Consider the following 20,769-nt stretch of genomic DNA (forward strand, 5'->3'; position numbering starts at 1 on the left):
TATCGTAATATCGTAATATCGTAATATCGTAATATCGTAATATCGTAATATCGTAATATCGTAATATCGTAATATCGGAATATCGGAATATCGGAATATCGGAATATCGGAATATCGGAATATCGTAATATCGTAATATCGGAATATCGGAATATCGCAATATCGCAATATCGCAATATCGGAATATCGGAATATCGGAATATCGGAATATCGCAATATCGCAATATCGGAATATCGGAATAAAGCTACACCTCCATCAATAACAATCCATCTTCACCTGTCCTTTTTTCTGAAAGAAGTTCAATGATTTACCGGCAAATTTCCTGCATGATTGTTCCAGTTCATCCAATACACTTTGCTGCATCGCCAATGAACCGCAAATGTAAATAACCGCACCTTTTTTCAATAGATGCACTACTTGTTTCCCGTCTCGACGAATCAGGTCTCCTACATATGTTTTTTGTCCTCCATCACGTGAAAAAGCAAGATTAACCTGCAACACATCACTTTCAATAAATCTGTTTAACCAGGACTCATACAACGCATATGATTCTTGTGTACGACCGCCCCAATACAAGTACATTTCTTTGTCGCGTTTATTTTCTGTGACCATCCCCAGAAACGGACCTATTCCCGTACCATTACCAATCAGAATTGCCGGCTTGGAAGGATTGTAATGAAACATCTGATTGCGTTTTACAGCTGCATCTAGTTCCATACCTACTTCTAATTCACTGAGGTAATTGGAACAAATTCCCCGGTCATGTTTTTTGACACTTATTACAAAATCCGTTCCCGACTTTCCAATTGAATAAAATCGTTCGTACGGATCTTTCGGAGGATAAACAACCAATAAATCACCTGATTGAGCACTCACATTCCCAATGGGTTGTAATTTCAATGTAAATGTTTCATCCCCCTGTTGTGTAACCAGCCGTTTTTCAATCAGCAGAAATCGCTTTAACGGTCGTTTTTTTGCTTCAATACTCACAGGAAGTTCCAATGAATAACCTGCCGCATGGCTCCAATCCTGAGCCCACGTTTTTACCGAATGATACGATTGATTGTGGATTTTTACCAGCGGTAACACTTGCTCTGCATTTATTGCTTGTTTCAGCATCTCATCAACTGTAACAGCAAACTGACAAAAATCGGGATAGGCCAGCGAGCCAAAGCCAACAACTGAAAACTGAAATTGCTGCTGCAAGGGGTTTGCTTTCCATTTTTGGACAAACCGGGAGGCATTTGCCGGAGCATCTCCCGTTCCATAGGTAGATGTAAAAATGATCAGTTGACCAATGGAATCCGATGGTTTGTATTTGTTCAATTCCGTCAGGTACACTTTATACCCTTTTGCTACGAGTTGATTGTACACCAGTTTCGCATACCGGGGCGTATTTCCGTTTTCACTTCCTGTTAAAAGGAGAATTTCAGACTCATGTTGCCGGAATTTATTTTTCGTTTTTCCACGTCTGCTCAAAAGTGTCATTTTGAACCCGGAATAAATAAAGTACAAAATACTCAGACATGCAATCCCTAATATACCTGCCCATACTACGTTTGTTCTTCCTGTATGCAGATTTAAGCTCAGATTAGACAAAACGGTCGTTGCAGGGTAGTTGACTTGCGCCAAAACAGTATGATCATATTGATGGATCGCCAGTTCCTGTTTTTCTGTATGGAGAATGAAATAATCTTCTTCATCCGGTGAGAATGGAAACTCAATTTTTCGGATTTCACCTAATGTAACCTGTTTGAAATCGAGTTTTTCCGGGTGCTGAACCGGTTTTTCAAAATTAACTGTTAATGGTTCTGTTTTTTGTTCTTTAATCAGTTCAAACCGTTGCAGGAACAAATAGCCACCGGTCAGTGAAATGAAAATGATCGGAATGAAAGCCAGCCTTCCGAAAACAATGTGATAGAACTGGACATTCAGTGACTTCTCCACCTTTTCAATCAATGCCCTCAGCGACTTGGTTCGCTGAATGACCAACGTAATCCCGGAAATTGCAATAAAAAACAGAATAACAGCTGTCAGCCCTACAAAAAAACGTCCCAATGTATCCAGAAACAATGAACGGTGGAAGGTGGTCATCCATTCATAAAACTTCGATTGTTTGACTACCTCACCGGACTTGGCTCCTGTTTGCGGATTGATTTGAAATGTTTCAAATTCTCCGTCTTCTGTCAATACTGACGCTACATAAAAGCCATTCACATCTTTTTCGATGATAGTTGTCTCAAGGTATTTTGATCGCATGGAATCAATACATGCGGCGAGTGATGTTTCATTCCAATCCGATGAAAACGTTGATTGCGTCCTGTTTTGTATGGGTTCATACGCAAGGAAAATCCCGCTGACGGCGGCAAGAATTAAAAACAACGAAGCCACCAATGCTAAAGAAAGGTGGCTCAATCTCCAAATAGAACGTGTCATATTGAGCAGTTATTACCCCGGAATCAACCGGACGTAGCGAATATAGCCTTTTCCGTCGATTTTCTGGTTAACGTTTGCTGCTTTCATCTCCATTTCAACATCGTTTGCATGGTAGGTCTGCCCTTCCACTGCTGATTCAAATCGCAATTTATAACCTTTGTCGATTTTGGATGCAGGAACTTTAATCAATGCAATACTTCTCTGCCCACCGGCAATCGAAGCACCGGTAATTCCATCCAGTTTATCGTTCGCTTTTTTCTGATACCCCCACCATTTGATGAGATCATGATACCACTCGTCATCCTTTCCGGAAACGTACAATGTTTTGTCATACGAACCATCCGGTTTCATCAGCGACACAACCACATACGCATTCTCTCCTGTATAATTCACCATTTGGATCATACATTTGTATTTAACATCTCCCTCACTGGAATTAAACGCCAATCCGACTAAAATTAACAGTGCAATGGTACTCAGTTTCCCGATTTTAAAAATTCTTTTCATGGTGTGTTTACTTTAAGAAACTTAAATCTATGTTGTTTGCTTTCAATAATTCGTTCTCAGTAGCCAGGTCATAAGCAGATTCTCCAAATTCGGTGACAACTGTTTTATCTGCTCCCAATTCGATGAGTAATTTCAGCAAAGAACCGTCTTCATCTGATGAAGCTGCCAGGTGAATCGGAGCAAGTCCGTCTTTATTCAGTGCATTAATCGCAATTGATTTATCTGATGAAATTGCGTTAATAACAGCCGTATTTTTATACTGCACAGCAATGTGATATAATGTATTTCCATTTCCCTGCAATTGATTGTGACTAAACCCGAATGTATACAACATTTTTAATTTTGCATCATAATCTTCCTTATTGTTGTAATAACGGATCAGGTAATAGCTCAGGTTATTACCGTCATTGTCCTTCAATGCACCGGATGCCCCTCCTCCGATCAGAAGTAAACATACTTTTGTCGAGTTACGCATCACAGCATACGTCAGTGCCGTCTGTCCTTCTTTGTTCTTGTGGTTCAATTTCTGCCCTTTTTCAAAAAACTTATTGAAAATCTCCAGGTCCTGTTGCCCTGCGGCTGCCAGCATTAACGGAGTATTTCCATCACCGTTCGGTTGATTTACATCTACTCCTTTTGCAATAAAATAATCGATCACTGCACCATCTTTTGCACGGGCCAGGTTATGTAGCGGATTCAGCCCATCGGTTGTCGCATTGTTCGGATTAATTCCCAGGCTTTCCAGGTAGTGATAAAAGTTCAAATCATTTGTATGCTGCCGAGACCCCTGCGTTGCTTTGATGAATGCATTTCCGCCATCTTTTGCAATGGCCTTCGGATCAACTCCTGCTTGAATCAATTGATTCAAAAATTCCTTATTTCCACCATTCGACGCATATGCAAAAAGGTTATACCCTTTATCATCCGTTGCTTTCAGGTCCAGCCCTTTCTTCGTGAAATAGTTTACTTCTTCCATTGTTGTCAGAAAAGGGCTCACCAGCAATAAGGCATTCGCCCCTCCCTTACTCTTTTCTGTTTCAATATCCGCTCCGTTTTTCGCCAGGTAATCCATCACTTTCGCATCTTTTTGCCCGTTTAACGCAGCAAATATCAGGATAGAGTTCCCTTTTTCATCCAGGTGCTTCATATTGGCTTTGTTTTTCACCAGGTATTCCATCACCTCCAGGTTTCCCTGCCATGCAGCCCAAAACATGTATGTCCGTCCGTCGTGCGTGATCTTGTTCGGATCGTTTCCCTTGATACTCAACAGGTGCAGAATAACATTCGTTGGTGCTTTCGTATTAATTGCCAATGTTGTCGCATCAAATTGGTTGGCATCAAATGCAACCGGGTCATGTCCCTCTGAAATCTTCTTTTTTACGACTTCGAGTGTCGGTTTTTCTTTCCAGAAATTTCTGTCCAATAAATCGTTTTTCTTTTGTGAGAATGTGAATGAAACGGTTGACAATAAAATGGTTGTCACACCAATAAAACGGGTAAAATGTACTGTAAACATATCAATCTTTGTAAATTAGAAATTTTTCAATTTAAAATCATTCTAAATTGATTGCAAAATAACAAAATTTCTACCGAAGGGTTAACGAATTTCATACCAAAAATCGAAATCCGGGGTGAGAATACCCTAAAAAAGGTATCGGTACATTGAAAAGAAGTTAAAGCAGCATCCGCAAAAGATAGATGCACGTGCCGGATGTTTCCTGCAACGCTATTTTTCAGGAGTTCATCCCACCTGTATATGCATATCTGTTTAAAATAACAATCCTCGTTTATTTTAGGTCACAGATAGCACGCTTCTTGTTAAAAGTAGGTAGATTTGCAGCATGATTTCTTCTGACAAAAAAATGGTGCAGGCGTTTGTTGCTGCGTGTTACGAAGCAGGTATGGAAACGGTTGTCTGCTCTCCCGGATCCCGCAATTCATCATTGGTAATTGCGTTTGACGAACATCCCGAATTCAACTGTTATGTCATTCACGATGAGCGTTCTGCGGCTTTTATCGGAATGGGAATGGCACAGGAAACCGGTAAACCCGTAGGTATTGTGTGTACTTCCGGATCGGCGTTACTCAACTATTATCCCGCAGTAGCAGAGGCTTACTACCAACGTATTCCATTAGTTGTCATATCTGCGGACAGACCTGAAAAATGGATTAACCAGGGAGACGGACAGACAATTGTTCAACGGGGAGTTTACACCAACCACATTGAAGCGGAAGAACAGTTGGACGAGGCAATGACCCCGGAAGAGGTTCGTAGAAAGGTAATCGGAGCATTTGAAACGATTTCCCGCTATTCCAAAGGACCTGTTCATTTTAATATTGCCCTGGAAGAACCGTTGTACAACACCATGGAAATTGATGGTGTACTTCCGGAAAAAAAGAACTGGGAACGCGTACCACATGGATTGAGTCAACATGATCTGGACATTGTAAAAAAGGGATTGACTGCGGAGAAAAAAATGATTCTTATCGGACAAATGCCGAAGAATCCGTACCTGCAGGAATTACTGAAAACACTGGCGGACGATCCTTCATTTGCAATTTTAGTGGAAAACACATCCAATCTGGTTTCCATGAAATGGATTCATTGCATTGACCGGACTTTGCAGGGGATGACAGCGGAACAGGAAAAAGAATTTGCTCCCGATGTGTTGATTACCCTTGGCGGGGCTGTCGTGTCCAAACGGATAAAAGCCTATTTGAGAAAGTACAAACCGGAAATGCATTGGAAAATCGGTTATGATTTCCCGGAAATGAATACCTATGAAGCATTGACCAATTCATTCCGGGTCAGTGAATCTTCATTTATAAAAACAGTATTGGACAATCGGGGAGATTTGATTACAAGCAATTTCGGAGGAAAATGGAAGCAACGGGATTTTGTGGCGCAGACCAAAGCGGAATCGTTTTTGCAACACGCCCCTTTTTCAGACCTGAAAGCAATTGAATTAATGCTGGATTGCATTCCCGAACATGCACACATTCACATGGGAAACAGTTCCATCGTTCGCTATTGTCAGTTATTTGACCCGATTTCCAGCATGACTTATTTCTCCAACAGAGGAACTTCAGGAATTGACGGATCAACATCAACAGCGGTAGGTGCAGCGCTTGCGAAGCAGGACGTCTTACATGTTTTACTCACAGGAGATGTTTCTTTTTTCTACGACAGCAATGCATTGTGGAACAACTACCGGATTCCGAATCTCCGCATTATTTTGATCAATAACGGTGGTGGTGGTATTTTTAACATCATTAAAGGTCCCCGCGATTCAAAACAAAATACCGTATATTTTGATGCTAAACACCCCTTTCATGCAACACATATCGCCCGGGCATTTCACGTTGATTACTTTTCAGCAGGAACAGAAGAAGAGTTGCTGGAAGCAATGGAAGCTTTTTATACCTATGACAAAGACGGCGGGATGAAATTACTGGAAATCCATACGGCTGCAATAGACAATCACCTCATTCTGGATAGTTATTTTAATGCGATCAGTTAGGATCAGCATCTTCTCTTTTTGATTGTTTTACCAATTTGAGTTGCTGTTTAATGTACTGAATATCTGAACGCGTCAATATAAATAGGTTAAAATCAACTTTTGTTCTTGTGCGCACCAGGATATATTGATACAAAAATACAGTCGAATAAGTCAGCAACTGAGAATACGCAGCACCGATGATCTGATATTTCTGAATGAGAATGGGTGCTGAAACAACAGTTGTCACCACTCCTGTCAATGAAGCGATCACATTGTATTTCAGGCGGTCATTGGCAAGAAAAAAACTCGAAAAAATAGTGGATTGACAAGACATCAACACCCCCACTAAAATGATGTATAAAATACTAACAGATTCCCGGAAATCATTCCCGTACAACCAGGGAATCAGGTAAGGACTCAACATTGCGGCAACAATGCAGAGAAGTAGGATCGCTGTAAACTGAATCCTGGAAAAAGACGAAAAAATATGCAATTGATTTTCCGATCTGTCTGCGCTTAAGAACGATTCCAGCACCAGTGAAATCGGGTTTAACAACTGTGCGAGGCTAATTCCCAATGAAAAAATTCCCAATTGCCAGTTATCCAGGTAATAGGCAATGAACCACAAAATAATGCGGTGGTTGAAAAAAGCCAGGATGCTCGCCACATGGTTCATCCCTGCAAACCGGAAAAACGGGGCGAAATCGCGTTCCCACTTTAAGTGATAATCAAAGCGAACGCGTTCGTTCTTCACATAGTAAATGCACCAATGCACTGTATTAAGTACCAATATGAGAAAAGAAACAGCAATCACATCCAGTAGTCGAAAGGTATAATAACCGTAAAAATGAAGGAGGTATGCGACTGTAAATAAAAACACTCCGTAGGCACCATTGATGATCAATATCTTATTGACAATTTTAAAATGACGTAGTCCCTGGAAATAAGCCGTAAACACTGAGTTTACCTGGGCAATAAAGATCGTTGCCAGGAACAATAACAGGAGGGAAACGGAAAGTTCATAGTCCGGTAAAAACAATTCGACATAATCAGAATTGACCCAGATAATTAAAGCAACCACTGACAACAACATCGTCAGTACGAGCAACATCGACACAATGGTCTTGATCCGTTCTTTTGAAATACGTTTATTGGCCGTAAAGAAAATAATACTATTGGTGATGGAAAAACCAAATACTGTATAAAAAAGAGTAACGTCTGCGTAGAAAATAGAATGAAGCCCCTTTCCTTCCGGTCCCAAAATACGAGCGATAAAAATACCGGCGACAATCCCGAGTATATGTGCAGGAAACTGAGATAAAAGTGTCAAAAGAGAACTTCTGGTTATATTTTGGCTGGCCTTCATACTTCACTCTCCTGTTTTTCTTTAATCAATAAAGACATATACGATTTATAATCAATGGATAAAATCAATCCTAAGAATGGTAACAGCGGGGCGCGGATACGCACAAGTACACCAAAAATAATGGATGTGAATCCGGCCATAAAGGCAATTACCAATACAAATCCGGCTGCAAACATGAGAATTTCATTGGACTGAATTACTTTTAGGCGGAACCTGAATTTATTGACAAAAAACCAGATTGTCAATGCGACGAAGAAAACGCTTTCAAGCCCGTTAAAAATCAGTGAAGGCCGCAATGCTTCCCAAAGGAATGGTCTGTAAATACCCGCAATGATACTGGCGGGAACTACTTTTAAAATCCCCACAGGTGTATATTCTATTTCACCCAGTGAGTACCGCTTTCCGTCATCTCCTCCGTAAACGGATGTATTTTGCTCAAAGTCTTGCTGTACGATCATTGCATCCGATAACGCACTGCTGGAATTCAACAAATCAACCGCTGAAAAATAAGCGATCACGTATACAAACGCTCCGGTAATCCCCACATAGATAACTGACTTAATCAACAGTCTCAAAATGGCGAATGATTGTATTTTATTAATGATGCTCGTTGAATACATCAAAATCAATGGAATCAACATCGCATACAAAATAAACGGCCGAGTGTGGTAAATAATAACTGTAAAAAAGAGGAGCCACCACCAGTATGCCAACTTCGAAAAGAAAGGACCTGGTGTTTTCAATACCTTGTACAAATAATAGATGATGAACAAAATGGAGACAAAAACAACCGTATCTTTCGAAACACCGGAAGACCAGAAGGCAACAGAAGGCAGAAAAAGTACAAAGACCGGCAGCAATCTCCGGTTAAAAATCCCCAGTTGGCTGGTAATGGTATAAATTTTCCATGTTGCATTCGCTGCGATGAATGCAAACAGCGCCGTGCAGGCAAAATAACTGTCGAACGTAATTATTCGGAAAAAAGCCAGGATTTTAGCAACAAAAAAAGACTCTTCTTCCAGGTAAATAAAGCGGTAAGGATACCCCGTGTTGTAATTAAACAATCCATATAACCGCTCTGTTGTCGGTGGGTTTGTCATTACTTCCCAAAAGTTATCAAAATTGTGAAACAATAATTTTTTGATCGCCCCGGAAGATGTCCAGTAAGAAAACGTATCCCCTCCCTGCTCCACAAAGAACAGGTAAAACAGTCCGAATACAAATGAAAAGAACAATTTATAAACTACATTCCGGCGGAAAAGCGCAACATCCCGTTTGTCCGGTAATGAACTGGATTTAAAAAAGGTCCAGGCGATTACAATTGTGAGGAACAACAGTGTTGACAAGATATTTGTCGGGCTTAAAAGTATGTTGTATGCGTTGAATACCTCCATCTGTTTTGAAATGTCTAAACTGATTAGACATGCGAAAGATAATCATAATCGGCAAAAACGGAAGTGCTCCCACTAAAAAAGGGCTGTCGTGAAACAGCCCTTCCCTTGTAACTATGCGGATGATTACTTGAAATCGATCACGAACGGCATTCTCATCTGAATTCCGGACATGCTTTCCAATTTTACCAGTTTTTCGTATTGCTTCATCAATTCCACCGGCATTTTTCCCGATGCCATGTAAACAGATGAATTTTTCTTTGAATCTTCCAATTGCTCCAGGATTGCTTCAAACGGATCTTCTTCAACAAACGGGTAGTACAAAACTCTTGCTTCTTTTACTCCGGCTGTTTTCGCTGCGTAGTTGATCGCATCTTTCAACCCTCCGAGTTCGTCTACCAGTCCGACTCTCAGTGCATCTGTCCCTGTCCACACACGGCCTCTGGCGATCGTATTTACCTGATCCGTCGTCATGCCACGTCCTTCCGCTACACGGTTCAGAAAATCCATGTAAATATCATCTACCTCCGCCTGGATATTACTCAATTCTTCCGGGGTCAGTTTTCTGTTCAGAGAGAACGCCGCATGTTTGTTCGTCTGCACATAATCAAACGACAGCCCCAGTGTGTTCTTCATAAAATCCCCGGTGTAAGGAATCATTCCAAAGACCCCGATGGAACCTGTAATCGTTGTCGGTTCGGCAAAAATACGCGTCGCAGGAGTGGCAATGTAATACCCTCCTGATGCCGCGACATCTCCCATGGAAACGATCACCTTTTTCTTCTCGTTTGTCAGTTTCACTTCTCTCCAGATCTCATCACTTGCCAACGCACTTCCTCCCGGAGAGTTAATACGTAAAACAACTGATTTAATCGTTTTATTTGCCCGCGCATCTCTGAGTAACTTACAAATCTCTTTTGAGGTCAACCCGTCTCCTTCAACCGAAACATCTCCTGTCGCAATAATCACCGCGATGTTAGGGCTTCCGTCCTGCATCAAAATCTGGTCGTTTCTGAATTTAGATTTTGCATATTTTTCAAATTCAACCAGCTTCAATTCCCGATCAGCCGACACTTTTACTTTTTTCTTGATGATATCAATGACTTCATCTCTGTATTTCACAGCATCCACCAATTTGTATTCTGCAGCATCTTTCACCCGCTTGATCAACATCTCTTCTGCATAACGATTCAAATCTGCTTCATTCAACTTTCTGTCTGTTGCAATATCGACACGCATTTCCTTCCAGATATTGTCGATATAGGTCTGCATCTGCAAACGACTGGAATCACTCATTTTTTCCAGGAAAAATGGCTCTACGGCACTCTTGAAGTCATTGTTTTTCCCTCTGATGATTTCTACGTCAATTCCCAGTTTATCAAATGTTTTTTTGAAGAATGTCAATTCTCCTCCCAATCCTAAAAACTCCATTGTAGAAGTCGGGAAACCGTAAATTTCATTTGCTGCTGATGAAATATAGTATTTCCCCAGTCCGACTAATTCTCCGGAGTTATAGGCAACGACAAATTTTCCGCTTTTTTCAAAATCATTGATTGCATTTCTGATTTCTTTTGCTGTCGCATATCCGCATGAAATATTTCCCAACTCCAGAAACACCCCTTTGATGTTCTTATCACTTTTTGCTTTTTCAAAACCGTACAACAAATCACTCAATCCCAAATAGGTATTCATTGTAAAAGTATTGAAGTCCATTTCAGAACGTGTCTTTTCACCGATCGGACCGTCCAGCTTCACATGCAACACAGAATTTGCTTCCGCCTTCACAGGAGTGGATTTAGGTGTAAGGCTTCCGATTATTCCTCCCAATATCATGAAAAAAACAATTGAACCGACAATCGATGCAACAAGAACTGCTACAAAGCTCGGCCAGAATATTCTTCCAAAAGTTAATCTCTTCCGTTTCATAATTTCGAATTTTAGTATTAATATCCAGATACAAATGTATTTCTAAATTACCGCTATTCTTCATTTATTACATGAAAGGTTACCTCTTTTATGTAAACGGTAATTTGCGGTGATGTAGGCAATTTTTCACTCCATAAACAGATTTATACATTTAACCCCCTGATATTGTCCGTTTAAATAATTATTTCAACTGGAATAACAATCCGTGTTTATCTTTGCGACATGAAGACAAAAAACGAAGCAGGCTACTATGCCATCGGAATTTTTCGAGGAAAAACCCATCACAACCTGGGGACTCTCTGGCGCTCTGCCTACGTTTTGGGAGCTCAATACATCTTTACAGTAGAGAATAAGTATAAAAAACAAACTTCCGATGTTGTCAGGGCCTGGTCCCGGATTCCTCTTTTTCATTATCCGACCTTTGATGATCTGTTGGAGAACATCCCCTACGATTGCCGTCTGGTTGGTGTAGAACTGGATGAAAATGCCGAATGGCTGCATGAATTCGAGCATCCGAAACGTGCCATTTACCTGCTGGGAGCCGAAGATTCGGGGCTACCTGATTATGTGAAGGAAAAATGCCACATACTGATCCGGTTACCTGGAAATTCATCACTAAATGTGGGTGTAACAGGTGGGATTGTCATGCACGACAGGGCCACCAAGGTACCGACGATTTTCCCGCCCAACCATAAAGAAATGTAATGTAACCAATCATATTAACCCCAAGTACAACACAATGAAACAATACATCACCTTATTATTTACACTGCTCGGCCTCAATCTCCTTGCTCAGTCATCAACCATCAGTGGAACGGTAAAAGACGGAGAAAACGGGGAAGACCTGTTTGAGGCGCTCATTATCGTTAAAGAACTTTCCAATACGGGAGCAAAAACAAACGCCTACGGCTTTTATTCGTTGACACTTCCCAACGGGACCTACACACTGATTGTCAGAGCTCCGGGATACGATCACAAAGAAATTGAAGTGGAACTCACCTCCAACAAACGGATGGATGTCGAATTGTTTGTTCCGAGTGCAGTGAAAGAAATCCAGGAAGTGGAAATCACGGCAACCAAGGAAAATGACAACATTACCAAATCGGGGATGGCTGTTACAACCCTTACTCCGAAAGACATCGAGACAATTCCTGTGATTTTCGGTGAAAAAGACATTGTCAAAACCCTTCAATTGACACCGGGAGTTAAAGCTGCGGGTGAAGGAAATGCCGGGTTCTACGTACGTGGAGGAGGTGCGGACCAAAACCTTGTGTTAATTGATGAAGCTCCGGTATACAATGCCTCGCACCTGCTTGGATTCTTTTCTGTTTTTAACTCCGATGCCATCAAAGACGTCTCACTTTACAAATCAGGCATTCCTGCAGAATATGGTGGAAGAGCTTCTTCTGTTATGGATGTCAAAATGAAAGAAGGAAACAACAAAAAATTCGGTGTTTCCGGGGGGCTCGGACTTATTTCCTCCCGGTTAACGGTTGAAGGTCCGATCGTGAAAGACAAAGGTTCGTTTATTGTGTCCGGAAGAAGAAGCTACCTCGATTTATTCCTCAAAGCCTCCAAAGACCAGGACTTGAAAAATACCAAACTCTATTTTTACGACCTCAATCTGAAAGCTAACTACAAAATAACGGACCGGGACCGAATCTTCTTATCCGGTTATTTCGGTAGAGACAACCTGTCATTCAGTGATATTTTTGGTTTCAGGTGGGGAAATGCAACCGGAACACTGCGATGGAACAGGATCATCAATGAAAAACTGTTTTCCAATACATCTGTTATCTTCAGTAACTTCAATTACAGTTTTGATATTGGTGCAGATGATGAGAAATTCGGTGTAAGTGCCTCCATTCAGGACTGGAATGTGAAACAGGATTTTAATTATTATGCCAACAGGAACAACTCCCTGAAATTTGGTTTCAATGCCATCTACCACACCTTTAAACCGGGAGAATTGAACTCAACGGTGTCCGCCTTCAATCAATTAAAAGTCGCGGATCAATACGCACTGGAATTTGGTGTATATGCACAAAACGATCAAAAAATAGGTGATTGGTTTTCGATTATGTATGGAATCCGTTATTCCGGGTTCAATTATATGGGAAAAGGAACTGCGTACGAATACGACGAAAATGGTGTCAAAACCAATGAAACGGCTTACAAGGATTTTGAAAGCATCAAGTACCACCATTTCCTGGAACCGAGAGTCTCCATGAGCTTTATTTTATCGGAGAAAAACTCCATTAAACTGGCATACAACCGAAACTCACAGTTCCTGCATCAATTGTCCAATTCGACAACAAGCAGTCCAACAGACATCTGGGTTCCGAGTACCAATAATGTAAAACCTCAGATCGCAGATCAGATCGCATTGGGATACTACCGAAATTTTGTCGACAATACCTATGCACTGACTACGGAGATCTATTACAAGCACCTCTCCAACCAGATCGACTACCGAAACGGAGCCAACCTGTTCCTGAATGAGGAAATCGAAGGAGGATTGGTCTATGGAAAAGGAAGAACATACGGGCTGGAGATCCAGTTTGAGAAACGAAAAGGAAAATTTACCGGATGGATCAGCTATACACTGGCGCGCTCACTGAGACAATTTGACGCCATCAACGGAGGAAAAGAATTTTCTGCACGCCAGGACAGAATTCACGACATTGCGATCGTTGCGATGTACCGCGTGAGTAAAAAGATCGCATTGTCATCCAACTTTATCTATTACACCGGAGACGCAGTGACGTTCCCTTCCGGAAAATATGAGGTAAACGGAACAATTGTGCCTTATTACACTGAAAGAAATGGTTACCGAATGCCCAATTACCATCGTCTGGACCTGGGAATGACAGTCTATTTCAAAGAACGTCCGAAGTTCGAACACAACCTGAATATTTCGATTTACAATGTGTACGCACGGGAAAATGCATATACTATCCGCTTTGAAGAAGACCAGGACAATCCCGGGAAAACAAAAGCAATTCAGACATCCTTATTCCGGATTGTCCCTTCCATTACATACAACTTTAATATTAAATAACTGACGCCATGAAAACATACAGTATCTTTTCACTCTTGTTGGTTTTCGCTTTACTTTCCTGCGAAAAAGAGATCGATGTCGACCTGAACGACTCCAATCCCAAATTAGTCATTGAGGCAAATTACGTCGCCAATGATAGTATTGTCATGGTTAAAGTAAGTAAAACCGGAAGTTATTTTGACAATTACACAACAAATCCTGTCAACGATGCAGTAATTACCATCCGGGAAAACAACGGTACGGAAACAATTGTTCCATTGTCCGCCGACGGCTACTATGAATTGGCAAATTACATCCCGACCAGTGGAGCAACCTATACAATCAAAGTAACGCACGAAGGAGTTGATTACAGTGCCGACTCGAAACTAATGCCGACACTGCAATTTCTTCCGTCTACGTATGTCTACCAGGAAGAGAGTCTGTTTTCCGATGCAGGATACTGGATCACATATCGATTCCAGGATTATTCAGGAGTCGGAAATTGTTATAAACTGATTACCACATACGGAGGAGAACGATATGATAAATTCGGAGAGTTCAGCACAGGAAGTGATGCTTACACAGATGGGAATCTCATTGAACGACCGTTAATCGAAGCGTTTCAGGCAGGAGACACCATCCTTCTGGAGCTACAAAGTATCAATCAGCGGGTATATGATTATTATAGTCAGCTATCCTCCAATACTTCCAGTTTTACAGCCGCCGCAGGAAATCCGGATTATTTCTGGAGTAACAATGCGCTGGGATATTTTTCTGCTTATAGTTATTCGACAGAAGAAGTGATTATTGTAGAATAAAACCGTCGTAAGGACATAAAAAAACGGGGTTAATTTTTTTAACCCCGTTTTCTTTTTGGTATGTCTGAAATTAGTGTTCCACTGATACAAATCCGTGACCTGACATTTCATCTCCCATGACACCTTTTACCTTGTAATCATAGAAATAAACTCCTTCTGTCACCGGTTTTCCGCTCATGTCTCTCCCATTCCACATGAAGTTGACATCATCTGTTTTATATACCAGGTTCCCCCATCGGTTTACAATGATCAACTCCAGCTCCGCAATATTACTTGATCCGAATAGAAAGAAGTCATTGACCCCGTCATTGTTCGGTGTAAATACGTTCGGGATCACTACATCCAGTGGCTGCGCCGGGTTTAATACATTGATGTAGACAATTGCTGTATCCGAACAATGCTGAGAATGTGCAACAAGCACAACAGTATAAGTCCCCAGGCTGTCATAAGTAGTTGTTACACCGTCCATGCTCACAGTCGAAAAAGTATCTACTGATTGGATATACCAATCATAACTGGTTGCACCGGTGCTGTTATTTAAAAGTTGGACCGTCAGCGGAGCCACTCCCGAAGAAGGGTTCGCGTTCAGTACAGCCTGGGGAGGAGGGGTAAGTAATACAGGCTGGCTGGTCGTCTGGCATCCATTCGCATCCGTAACTGTAACTGTTATCGGTTGACCGGATGTTGTATTGATCACAGCTTGTGTACTGCCCGTACTCCATGAATAAGAAACAAAATTAGAAGGATTGGTGGCCAACGTTGCCGTTTCTCCGCTACAATACCACAGATCACCTGTAATGACCGGAACCGTAACTGAATGGAGCACCACGGTAACAGTTGACACACTGTCACATCCGCCGCTTACGGGAAATGTTTGTGAATAATCCCCGGGGGCAGTCACCGTATTTCCATGTACAATGATCGATTCTCCCGGGCAAATAGAAACCGTAGAGAAGTTTTCAATCTGGTTCGATTCGGAGATCGTAACCGGAGCGGATGTTCCTGTACAGCCGTTTGCATCTGTAACCGTAACTGTTAATCCGGTCGTTGCCGTCGTCGTAATTATTTGTGTACTCCCGCCATTTGACCAGGAATAGGAAGTATACCCCCCGCCTGCATTCAGGGTAGCAGAACCTCCGGTACAATAGGTTAAATTACCTGAAATCGTCGGTGTAGGATTGGAGTTAATCTGAACAGTTTCCGTACTTGATGCAGGACACGCTCCTGAAGTTGTGTATTGTACCGAATACGTTGTTCCTGCTACTCCGTTGGAAATCACTCCTGTGGAAGCGTTAATCGTAGCTCCGTCTGTTGGCGCAGGACTAAATGCAAATGTTCCTCCCGATGTTGCAATTCCTGTCGGTCCGTTCGTTGTTCCAAAGCAGAAATCATTGAATGTAAATGAAGCATCAGCTGCCGTACTTATGTTGACAGTAATCTGTTGCGTCGTGAAACAGGTCGGATCATTCGGGTCTTCAATACGCACCCAATATGTACCGGAAGTGGTTACCGTTGTTGAAATCGTTGGTCCGTCATTCTGTGCATCTGTTTGGGATGCGTGATAAGACAATGTTGCCGGTTGACTCGCCGGATCGATCGCGTTTGCAAGGTTCAATGTTGCAGGTGCACATGCTGTCAACGGGTTGATGGTAACCGCCGGTGGAATGCATCCCCCACACGGATCAACCGTAATGGCAATTGTTTCAATATGTGTCGGGCAGCCAGGGTTGGAATTCGCAACTGTCAAAACATAATTGGTACTGTTGGTCGGACATGCCTGTGTGTTGATATCATTCGGATTGGAAAGTCCCGTTGTCGGAGCCCACGTTGTTGTAACAGGCGCATGGACCGGAGGGTCATCAAAGGTAATGCTCCAACCAGTCAATGTTCCACCTCCGATTCCGAATCCCGGGGAACTGAATGTCAGCGTCCACACTCCGTTCGGATCACATCCGTTTAAATTTGAAAACGGTTGATTCGGAGCCCAGGGACCTCCTGCAGGGAAGGTTCCTCCAATTCCTGTTCCTCCCACCGGCACAAAAACAGTACTGTTGTAATTACCCGTAGCAACGTTAGCAGGAGCCAGGACAATCTGGCAACCTCCCGGAGAAGTCAGCGTAACGGTAAATCCGGATGTATTGATGTTACATGTCTGTCCGAAATTGATTGAAGAACCGTTACAGTTACAACCTCCCGGTGTAGTACAGAAAAAAGTTCCTGAAAAATTAAACCCGTTGATGGTTACGTTCTGAATCAATCCATCGTAAATGCTGCTGGAATTAATTCCCTGAACATTGATATTGACAGATGTGGAAGTAGAAACCACAATTTCAAATTCGTTATTCTCATAGGTCTCAATCCCTCCCGGATCCAATACCTGAACCGCTGTTCCTGTGATATCCGCACAATCTCCAACGCAAATAGTCGTAGGGTTTGCAGCAACATCTACATCGTACACAGGATCCAACACTACAACCGTAACACTCGCAGTACATGTTTGCCCTGTGCCGGTAGTAATTGTTACAGGGTAAGTCGTGGTCGTAGTCGGCGAAACCGGAGTGGGATTTGCTCCTCCGGAATTTCCCGTTCCGTATGAATATCCGTCGTGTCCCCACACCACTTCCGCGTTCACATCATTCTGAACGATTTGTACATTGTCAATTCCCCAGTGATCAAACCCGGCTCCCGAATCAGCTGTCTGGTGCCAGCGGAACATCGTATTGGAGGTAATTGCAGCAAGCGGAATCTGGAAACACCAGTTGTTCCAGCTGGTATAAGGTGTGTTGTATCCTCCCTGGGGATCAAAATAGTTAATCGTTACCCAGGTTGCACCACCATCTGTAGAGTATTGAAAATAGACCCCTTCATTCGGTTCATCCGGCCCTTCACACGGAGCATTTCCACCTTGTGTTGCAAACAATAAATCGAAGCAGATCGTTACTCCGGCTGTTGCAGATGAAAGGTTAAATGAAGCGGATGTCAGGGTTCGGGGTACACTCGTATTAGCATCCATCCAGGCATGCGGCGTTCCATCTACACCTCCCGGAGAGCAAGGGTTGGAAAAACTGGTTGCTCCCGGTGTACTGCTCCATCCGGAACCAAACCCGGAATTAAAGTTTTCGCTCATCACCACTGTTCCTGAACCGGATCCAAAAGCAGTAAGTGTCGTGCTTTGCCCGCAATAAATTTGAGCAGGGCTTGCCGTGGCATTAATTTCACATTGACTAAACGACAATGAGCTGATTACCACCCCGATCAATAAGGCAGTAAGCTGATTGTTAATTTTCATAATCTTTATTTAATAGTAAGGTTGATAATGCTGAAATCCTGTAATGATTTTTTGATAAACCCTTTGTTATCTTTTTTGAATAAGTAGTATGTCTTATCATTCTTTTTCGAATCATCGTATTGCATCTCTCCGTTTGCAGGAATAGCAACTACGAAATCTTCTTCCTGTGTCAGCGTTGTTTCTCCATACTTTACTTCCCGGTTAAAATGCAGTTCAACAGGAGCTGTGGTATGATTCTCATACTTAAAAATAAAACGCTGATGACTAATATCATCTGCAGGATTGTCGTGTTTGATTTCAGCGACATATACCGAAATCTGTTCATTTGAAGTAATAGCTTGCCAGTCCTGGCAGTATCCATCTAACCCAAATACGGAGAGGGATAAAAGAGTTAAAACTAATTTCATAATAAATTAATAGCTTAAGAGTATATTAACAAATATCGCTATTAAGAACGTCTGCTTTTTTATCAAGGATGCATCCGTTTTTGAAAAAAAATGAAAAATAACACGTTTAGCTTATTACCTGAAAAATATAACAGAATTCACTGATTTTCACGCATTGTGATCCGACGATCAGGCTGTCTTCCATTTTGACAGGTTCGATAGATGATCGCCTATGAAAAATATTCTTTGAACACTCCTTTTTTTGCTGTCCGGTAACTGGCAACCGCAAATAGTACATAAGCAACCAGCAATGAAAGGACGCCATACAAACTTACGCCTGTACTCAAAGCAAGTCCACCATCTGAAAATACACCGTCCAGGATCAGTTTGAACCCAAAGAAAACCGCAAATCCGAAAACGGTGATGATCCCGAAAATTTTTATAAAATAAACGAAGAAAGTACGAACAATCAGTTTGGGGTGGTATCCCATCCGGATCAGGGTACGAACTTCATAGGCATTTCGCGACATCAGAAGTTGTAAATACTGAATGAGTACCAAACAGGAGACAAATACAGCGATGACTGAAATCCCGAGAATCACTAAAATCAATGTGCTGATGATGCTTTTTAAACGACCGACCACCATCTGCGAATTTTTAGATTCCAGTCCATGTTTCGTAAGGTATTGCTCCACCAATCCAAATTCATTTTCTTCACCGGAAATCATAATTTGTGTAATTTTTTTGTCTGCTCCCAATGCAAAATGGGTATTTCCGTATTCCATAAATGACTGCGGAACGAGGATGGATGCAACCTCATTGGTAAATCCGATGATACGTGCACCGATAAACTCTTTCTTGTCATTATTCCGGATGGTAAATTTGAACTGGATCTCCTTTGCCAGGTCATCTGAAACCTGCGGAATGCCACTGGCACTCATGAATGTGTTCAGCATCACCAGGAAATCCCGGGGAAGAATAATCGGTACAATGGAATCTCCCTGCTGCCAATGCCATTTATCTGATTTGACGTCCAGAAAAGCCGGATCAACCGTTTGGATAAATACATCCGAGCGAAAATACGGGACGTGCGGATCATCTGTTTGAAAAGAAACATCGAAGTTGTTTGATAATACAGGCTTGACATCAGAGATGAACTTTTCTTTTTTCATGTTTTCAATCTCTGATTCAGAAAAATCCGTTCTGGCCATCCCCAACACCGCACCGGAGTTTACCCTTTTCTGCACGATCAGTGTGTTGGGTCCTAAAATTTCCGTTCCCCGACCGAATTCATTCACTTTCACCAGGTAATGAATGGAAGTCACCAAAAAGGTAATTCCCAGAAATGAACCTACGATGGCAATAATCAGTTGTTTTTTATCCTGATTGCGAAATAATAATTGCTGTAACATGGGCTTATAGATTTAGCATGTAGTCGAATGAAAACTGGTGATCATCTCCCAGAGAAGTGAGTACAAATCCGGCTTGCAGTTCAGTTGTCCGTTGGTGAATCATCTGCATGCACAACTGTGTGTTTACCTCATCCAAATGAGAAAAAGGTTCATCCATGATTAACCATTCATAGGGTTGTGCCAACGCCCGGATAATTGCAACGCGCTGTTGCTGTCCCATCGATAAAATACCACACTTTTGCTCCCATTTATCAGCGATACCTAACCTGTCCAGCTGCCCGATTAATTCTGTTTCTGAAAAACAATTCGTCAGGGCATTTTTCATCAATAGGTTTTCTTTGACCGTCAGGGAAGGAAACAACTGCAAATCCTGGAAAACAACGGCTATTTTTTTCTTTCTCAATTCCGTCCATTCATCCGGTGTAAATGTCTTCACGTCTTTCCCGTCGTATGCAATCACTCCTGCATAGTCATTGCGCAAGCCTAAAACTGTATATGTAAACGTCGATTTTCCTTTTCCGCTGGCGGCATTGAGCATAATTTTTTTTCCCGGCTCCAGCACCACATCATTTCCCCAGATGCTGTCCGTTCCGTGTTTAATGGAAGAAAGCGGAGACGGCATTACTTGCTTCAACGTAATTTTCATGTCTGTCGTTTTTAAAGGTCAGGCAATTATTGTTCCAAAAAAAGAAACAAC

Annotated in this window: 14 protein-coding genes; 4 read left to right on the forward strand and 10 right to left on the reverse strand. The window is 42.0% G+C overall.

Annotated features, from left to right (window positions below; translation table 11 throughout):
• Positions 1-256: 256 nt before the first annotated feature.
• From H9Y05_RS00005 to H9Y05_RS00015, 3 genes are read right to left on the reverse strand one after another with little or no spacing between them, the layout of a single operon-like run.
• Positions 257-2,437: a PepSY domain-containing protein gene (locus H9Y05_RS00005; RefSeq protein ID WP_163492525.1), complete on the reverse strand. Its 2,181-nt coding sequence runs from the start codon at positions 2,435-2,437 to the stop codon at positions 257-259.
• Between the two features lie 12 nt (positions 2,438-2,449).
• The gene (locus H9Y05_RS00010; protein WP_163492526.1) at positions 2,450-2,944 is read right to left on the reverse strand and encodes a DUF2271 domain-containing protein; all 495 of its coding nucleotides are present in this window, start codon (positions 2,942-2,944) and stop codon (positions 2,450-2,452) included.
• A gap of 7 nt (positions 2,945-2,951) precedes the next feature.
• Complete coding sequence (locus H9Y05_RS00015) at positions 2,952-4,460, reverse strand: ankyrin repeat domain-containing protein (RefSeq protein WP_163492527.1); 1,509 nt, start codon at positions 4,458-4,460, stop codon at positions 2,952-2,954.
• A gap of 346 nt (positions 4,461-4,806) precedes the next feature.
• Between H9Y05_RS00015 and menD the strand changes: the two genes are divergently transcribed.
• Complete coding sequence (menD, locus tag H9Y05_RS00020; protein WP_163492528.1) at positions 4,807-6,465, forward strand: 2-succinyl-5-enolpyruvyl-6-hydroxy-3-cyclohexene-1-carboxylic-acid synthase; 1,659 nt, start codon at positions 4,807-4,809, stop codon at positions 6,463-6,465.
• On the opposite strand, the gene H9Y05_RS00025 is transcribed toward menD, so the two are convergent.
• The 3 genes from H9Y05_RS00025 to sppA all read right to left on the reverse strand — a co-directional run bounded on the left by H9Y05_RS00025 (position 6,458) and on the right by sppA (position 11,127).
• Positions 6,458-7,810, reverse strand: a complete 1,353-nt coding sequence (locus tag H9Y05_RS00025; protein ID WP_216713150.1) for a lipopolysaccharide biosynthesis protein — start codon at positions 7,808-7,810, stop codon at positions 6,458-6,460. The genes menD and H9Y05_RS00025 overlap by 8 nt on opposite strands.
• Positions 7,807-9,204: a hypothetical protein gene (locus H9Y05_RS00030; protein WP_216713151.1), complete on the reverse strand. Its 1,398-nt coding sequence runs from the start codon at positions 9,202-9,204 to the stop codon at positions 7,807-7,809. The genes H9Y05_RS00025 and H9Y05_RS00030 overlap by 4 nt, the downstream gene beginning before the upstream one ends.
• A 123-nt stretch (positions 9,205-9,327) precedes the next feature.
• Entirely contained in the window at positions 9,328-11,127 is a 1,800-nt protein-coding gene (gene sppA, locus H9Y05_RS00035; RefSeq protein ID WP_216713152.1) for a signal peptide peptidase SppA, read from the reverse strand.
• 222 nt (positions 11,128-11,349) lie between these two features.
• On the opposite strand from sppA, the gene H9Y05_RS00040 reads away from it, so the two are divergent.
• Genes H9Y05_RS00040 through H9Y05_RS00050 form a run of 3 tightly spaced genes read left to right on the forward strand, consistent with a single transcriptional unit; the run spans position 11,350 to position 14,985 of the window.
• Positions 11,350-11,832 (forward strand): RNA methyltransferase, encoded by a 483-nt coding sequence (locus H9Y05_RS00040; RefSeq protein WP_163492532.1) that lies wholly within the window; start codon positions 11,350-11,352, stop codon positions 11,830-11,832.
• A 34-nt stretch (positions 11,833-11,866) separates the two neighbouring features.
• Complete coding sequence (locus tag H9Y05_RS00045) at positions 11,867-14,188, forward strand: TonB-dependent receptor (protein ID WP_216713153.1); 2,322 nt, start codon at positions 11,867-11,869, stop codon at positions 14,186-14,188.
• 8 nt (positions 14,189-14,196) lie between these two features.
• Positions 14,197-14,985 (forward strand): DUF4249 domain-containing protein, encoded by a 789-nt coding sequence (locus tag H9Y05_RS00050; protein ID WP_216713154.1) that lies wholly within the window; start codon positions 14,197-14,199, stop codon positions 14,983-14,985.
• Between the two features lie 70 nt (positions 14,986-15,055).
• Here H9Y05_RS00050 and H9Y05_RS00055 read toward each other — a convergent pair whose 3' ends face one another.
• From H9Y05_RS00055 to H9Y05_RS00070, 4 genes are all read right to left on the reverse strand, one after another.
• On the reverse strand, positions 15,056-18,274 hold the full coding sequence (locus H9Y05_RS00055) for a T9SS type B sorting domain-containing protein (protein WP_216713155.1): 3,219 nt from the start codon (positions 18,272-18,274) through the stop codon (positions 15,056-15,058).
• A 5-nt stretch (positions 18,275-18,279) separates the two neighbouring features.
• Positions 18,280-18,681 (reverse strand): hypothetical protein, encoded by a 402-nt coding sequence (locus H9Y05_RS00060; protein ID WP_163492536.1) that lies wholly within the window; start codon positions 18,679-18,681, stop codon positions 18,280-18,282.
• Between the two features lie 209 nt (positions 18,682-18,890).
• A complete protein-coding gene (locus H9Y05_RS00065; protein ID WP_216713156.1) occupies positions 18,891-20,072 on the reverse strand; it encodes a hypothetical protein in 1,182 nt (393 codons plus the stop codon).
• A gap of 4 nt (positions 20,073-20,076) precedes the next feature.
• Positions 20,077-20,718 (reverse strand): ATP-binding cassette domain-containing protein, encoded by a 642-nt coding sequence (locus H9Y05_RS00070; RefSeq protein ID WP_216713157.1) that lies wholly within the window; start codon positions 20,716-20,718, stop codon positions 20,077-20,079.
• Between the last annotated feature and the right edge of the window lie 51 nt (positions 20,719-20,769).

Origin of the sequence: Taishania pollutisoli (assembly GCF_014518315.1) — a bacterium.
Classification (GTDB): domain Bacteria; phylum Bacteroidota; class Bacteroidia; order Flavobacteriales_D; family Crocinitomicaceae; genus Taishania; species Taishania pollutisoli.

What these genes read in the sequence shown, in the direction of transcription:
- H9Y05_RS00010 (WP_163492526.1), bottom strand. Translation starts at nt 2,944, where the DNA reads ATGAAAAGAATTTTTAAAATCGGGAAACTGAGTACCATTGCACTGTTA.
- H9Y05_RS00015 (WP_163492527.1), bottom strand. Translation starts at nt 4,460, where the DNA reads ATGTTTACAGTACATTTTACCCGTTTTATTGGTGTGACAACCATTTTA.
- menD (WP_163492528.1), top strand. Translation starts at nt 4,807, where the DNA reads ATGGTGCAGGCGTTTGTTGCTGCGTGTTACGAAGCAGGTATGGAAACG.
- H9Y05_RS00005 (WP_163492525.1), bottom strand. Translation starts at nt 2,437, where the DNA reads ATGACACGTTCTATTTGGAGATTGAGCCACCTTTCTTTAGCATTGGTG.
- H9Y05_RS00060 (WP_163492536.1), bottom strand. Translation starts at nt 18,681, where the DNA reads ATGAAATTAGTTTTAACTCTTTTATCCCTCTCCGTATTTGGGTTAGAT.
- H9Y05_RS00025 (WP_216713150.1), bottom strand. Translation starts at nt 7,810, where the DNA reads ATGAAGGCCAGCCAAAATATAACCAGAAGTTCTCTTTTGACACTTTTA.
- H9Y05_RS00040 (WP_163492532.1), top strand. Translation starts at nt 11,350, where the DNA reads ATGAAGACAAAAAACGAAGCAGGCTACTATGCCATCGGAATTTTTCGA.
- H9Y05_RS00045 (WP_216713153.1), top strand. Translation starts at nt 11,867, where the DNA reads ATGAAACAATACATCACCTTATTATTTACACTGCTCGGCCTCAATCTC.
- H9Y05_RS00065 (WP_216713156.1), bottom strand. Translation starts at nt 20,072, where the DNA reads ATGTTACAGCAATTATTATTTCGCAATCAGGATAAAAAACAACTGATT.
- H9Y05_RS00030 (WP_216713151.1), bottom strand. Translation starts at nt 9,204, where the DNA reads ATGGAGGTATTCAACGCATACAACATACTTTTAAGCCCGACAAATATC.
- sppA (WP_216713152.1), bottom strand. Translation starts at nt 11,127, where the DNA reads ATGAAACGGAAGAGATTAACTTTTGGAAGAATATTCTGGCCGAGCTTT.
- H9Y05_RS00050 (WP_216713154.1), top strand. Translation starts at nt 14,197, where the DNA reads ATGAAAACATACAGTATCTTTTCACTCTTGTTGGTTTTCGCTTTACTT.
- H9Y05_RS00070 (WP_216713157.1), bottom strand. Translation starts at nt 20,718, where the DNA reads ATGAAAATTACGTTGAAGCAAGTAATGCCGTCTCCGCTTTCTTCCATT.
- H9Y05_RS00055 (WP_216713155.1), bottom strand. Translation starts at nt 18,274, where the DNA reads ATGAAAATTAACAATCAGCTTACTGCCTTATTGATCGGGGTGGTAATC.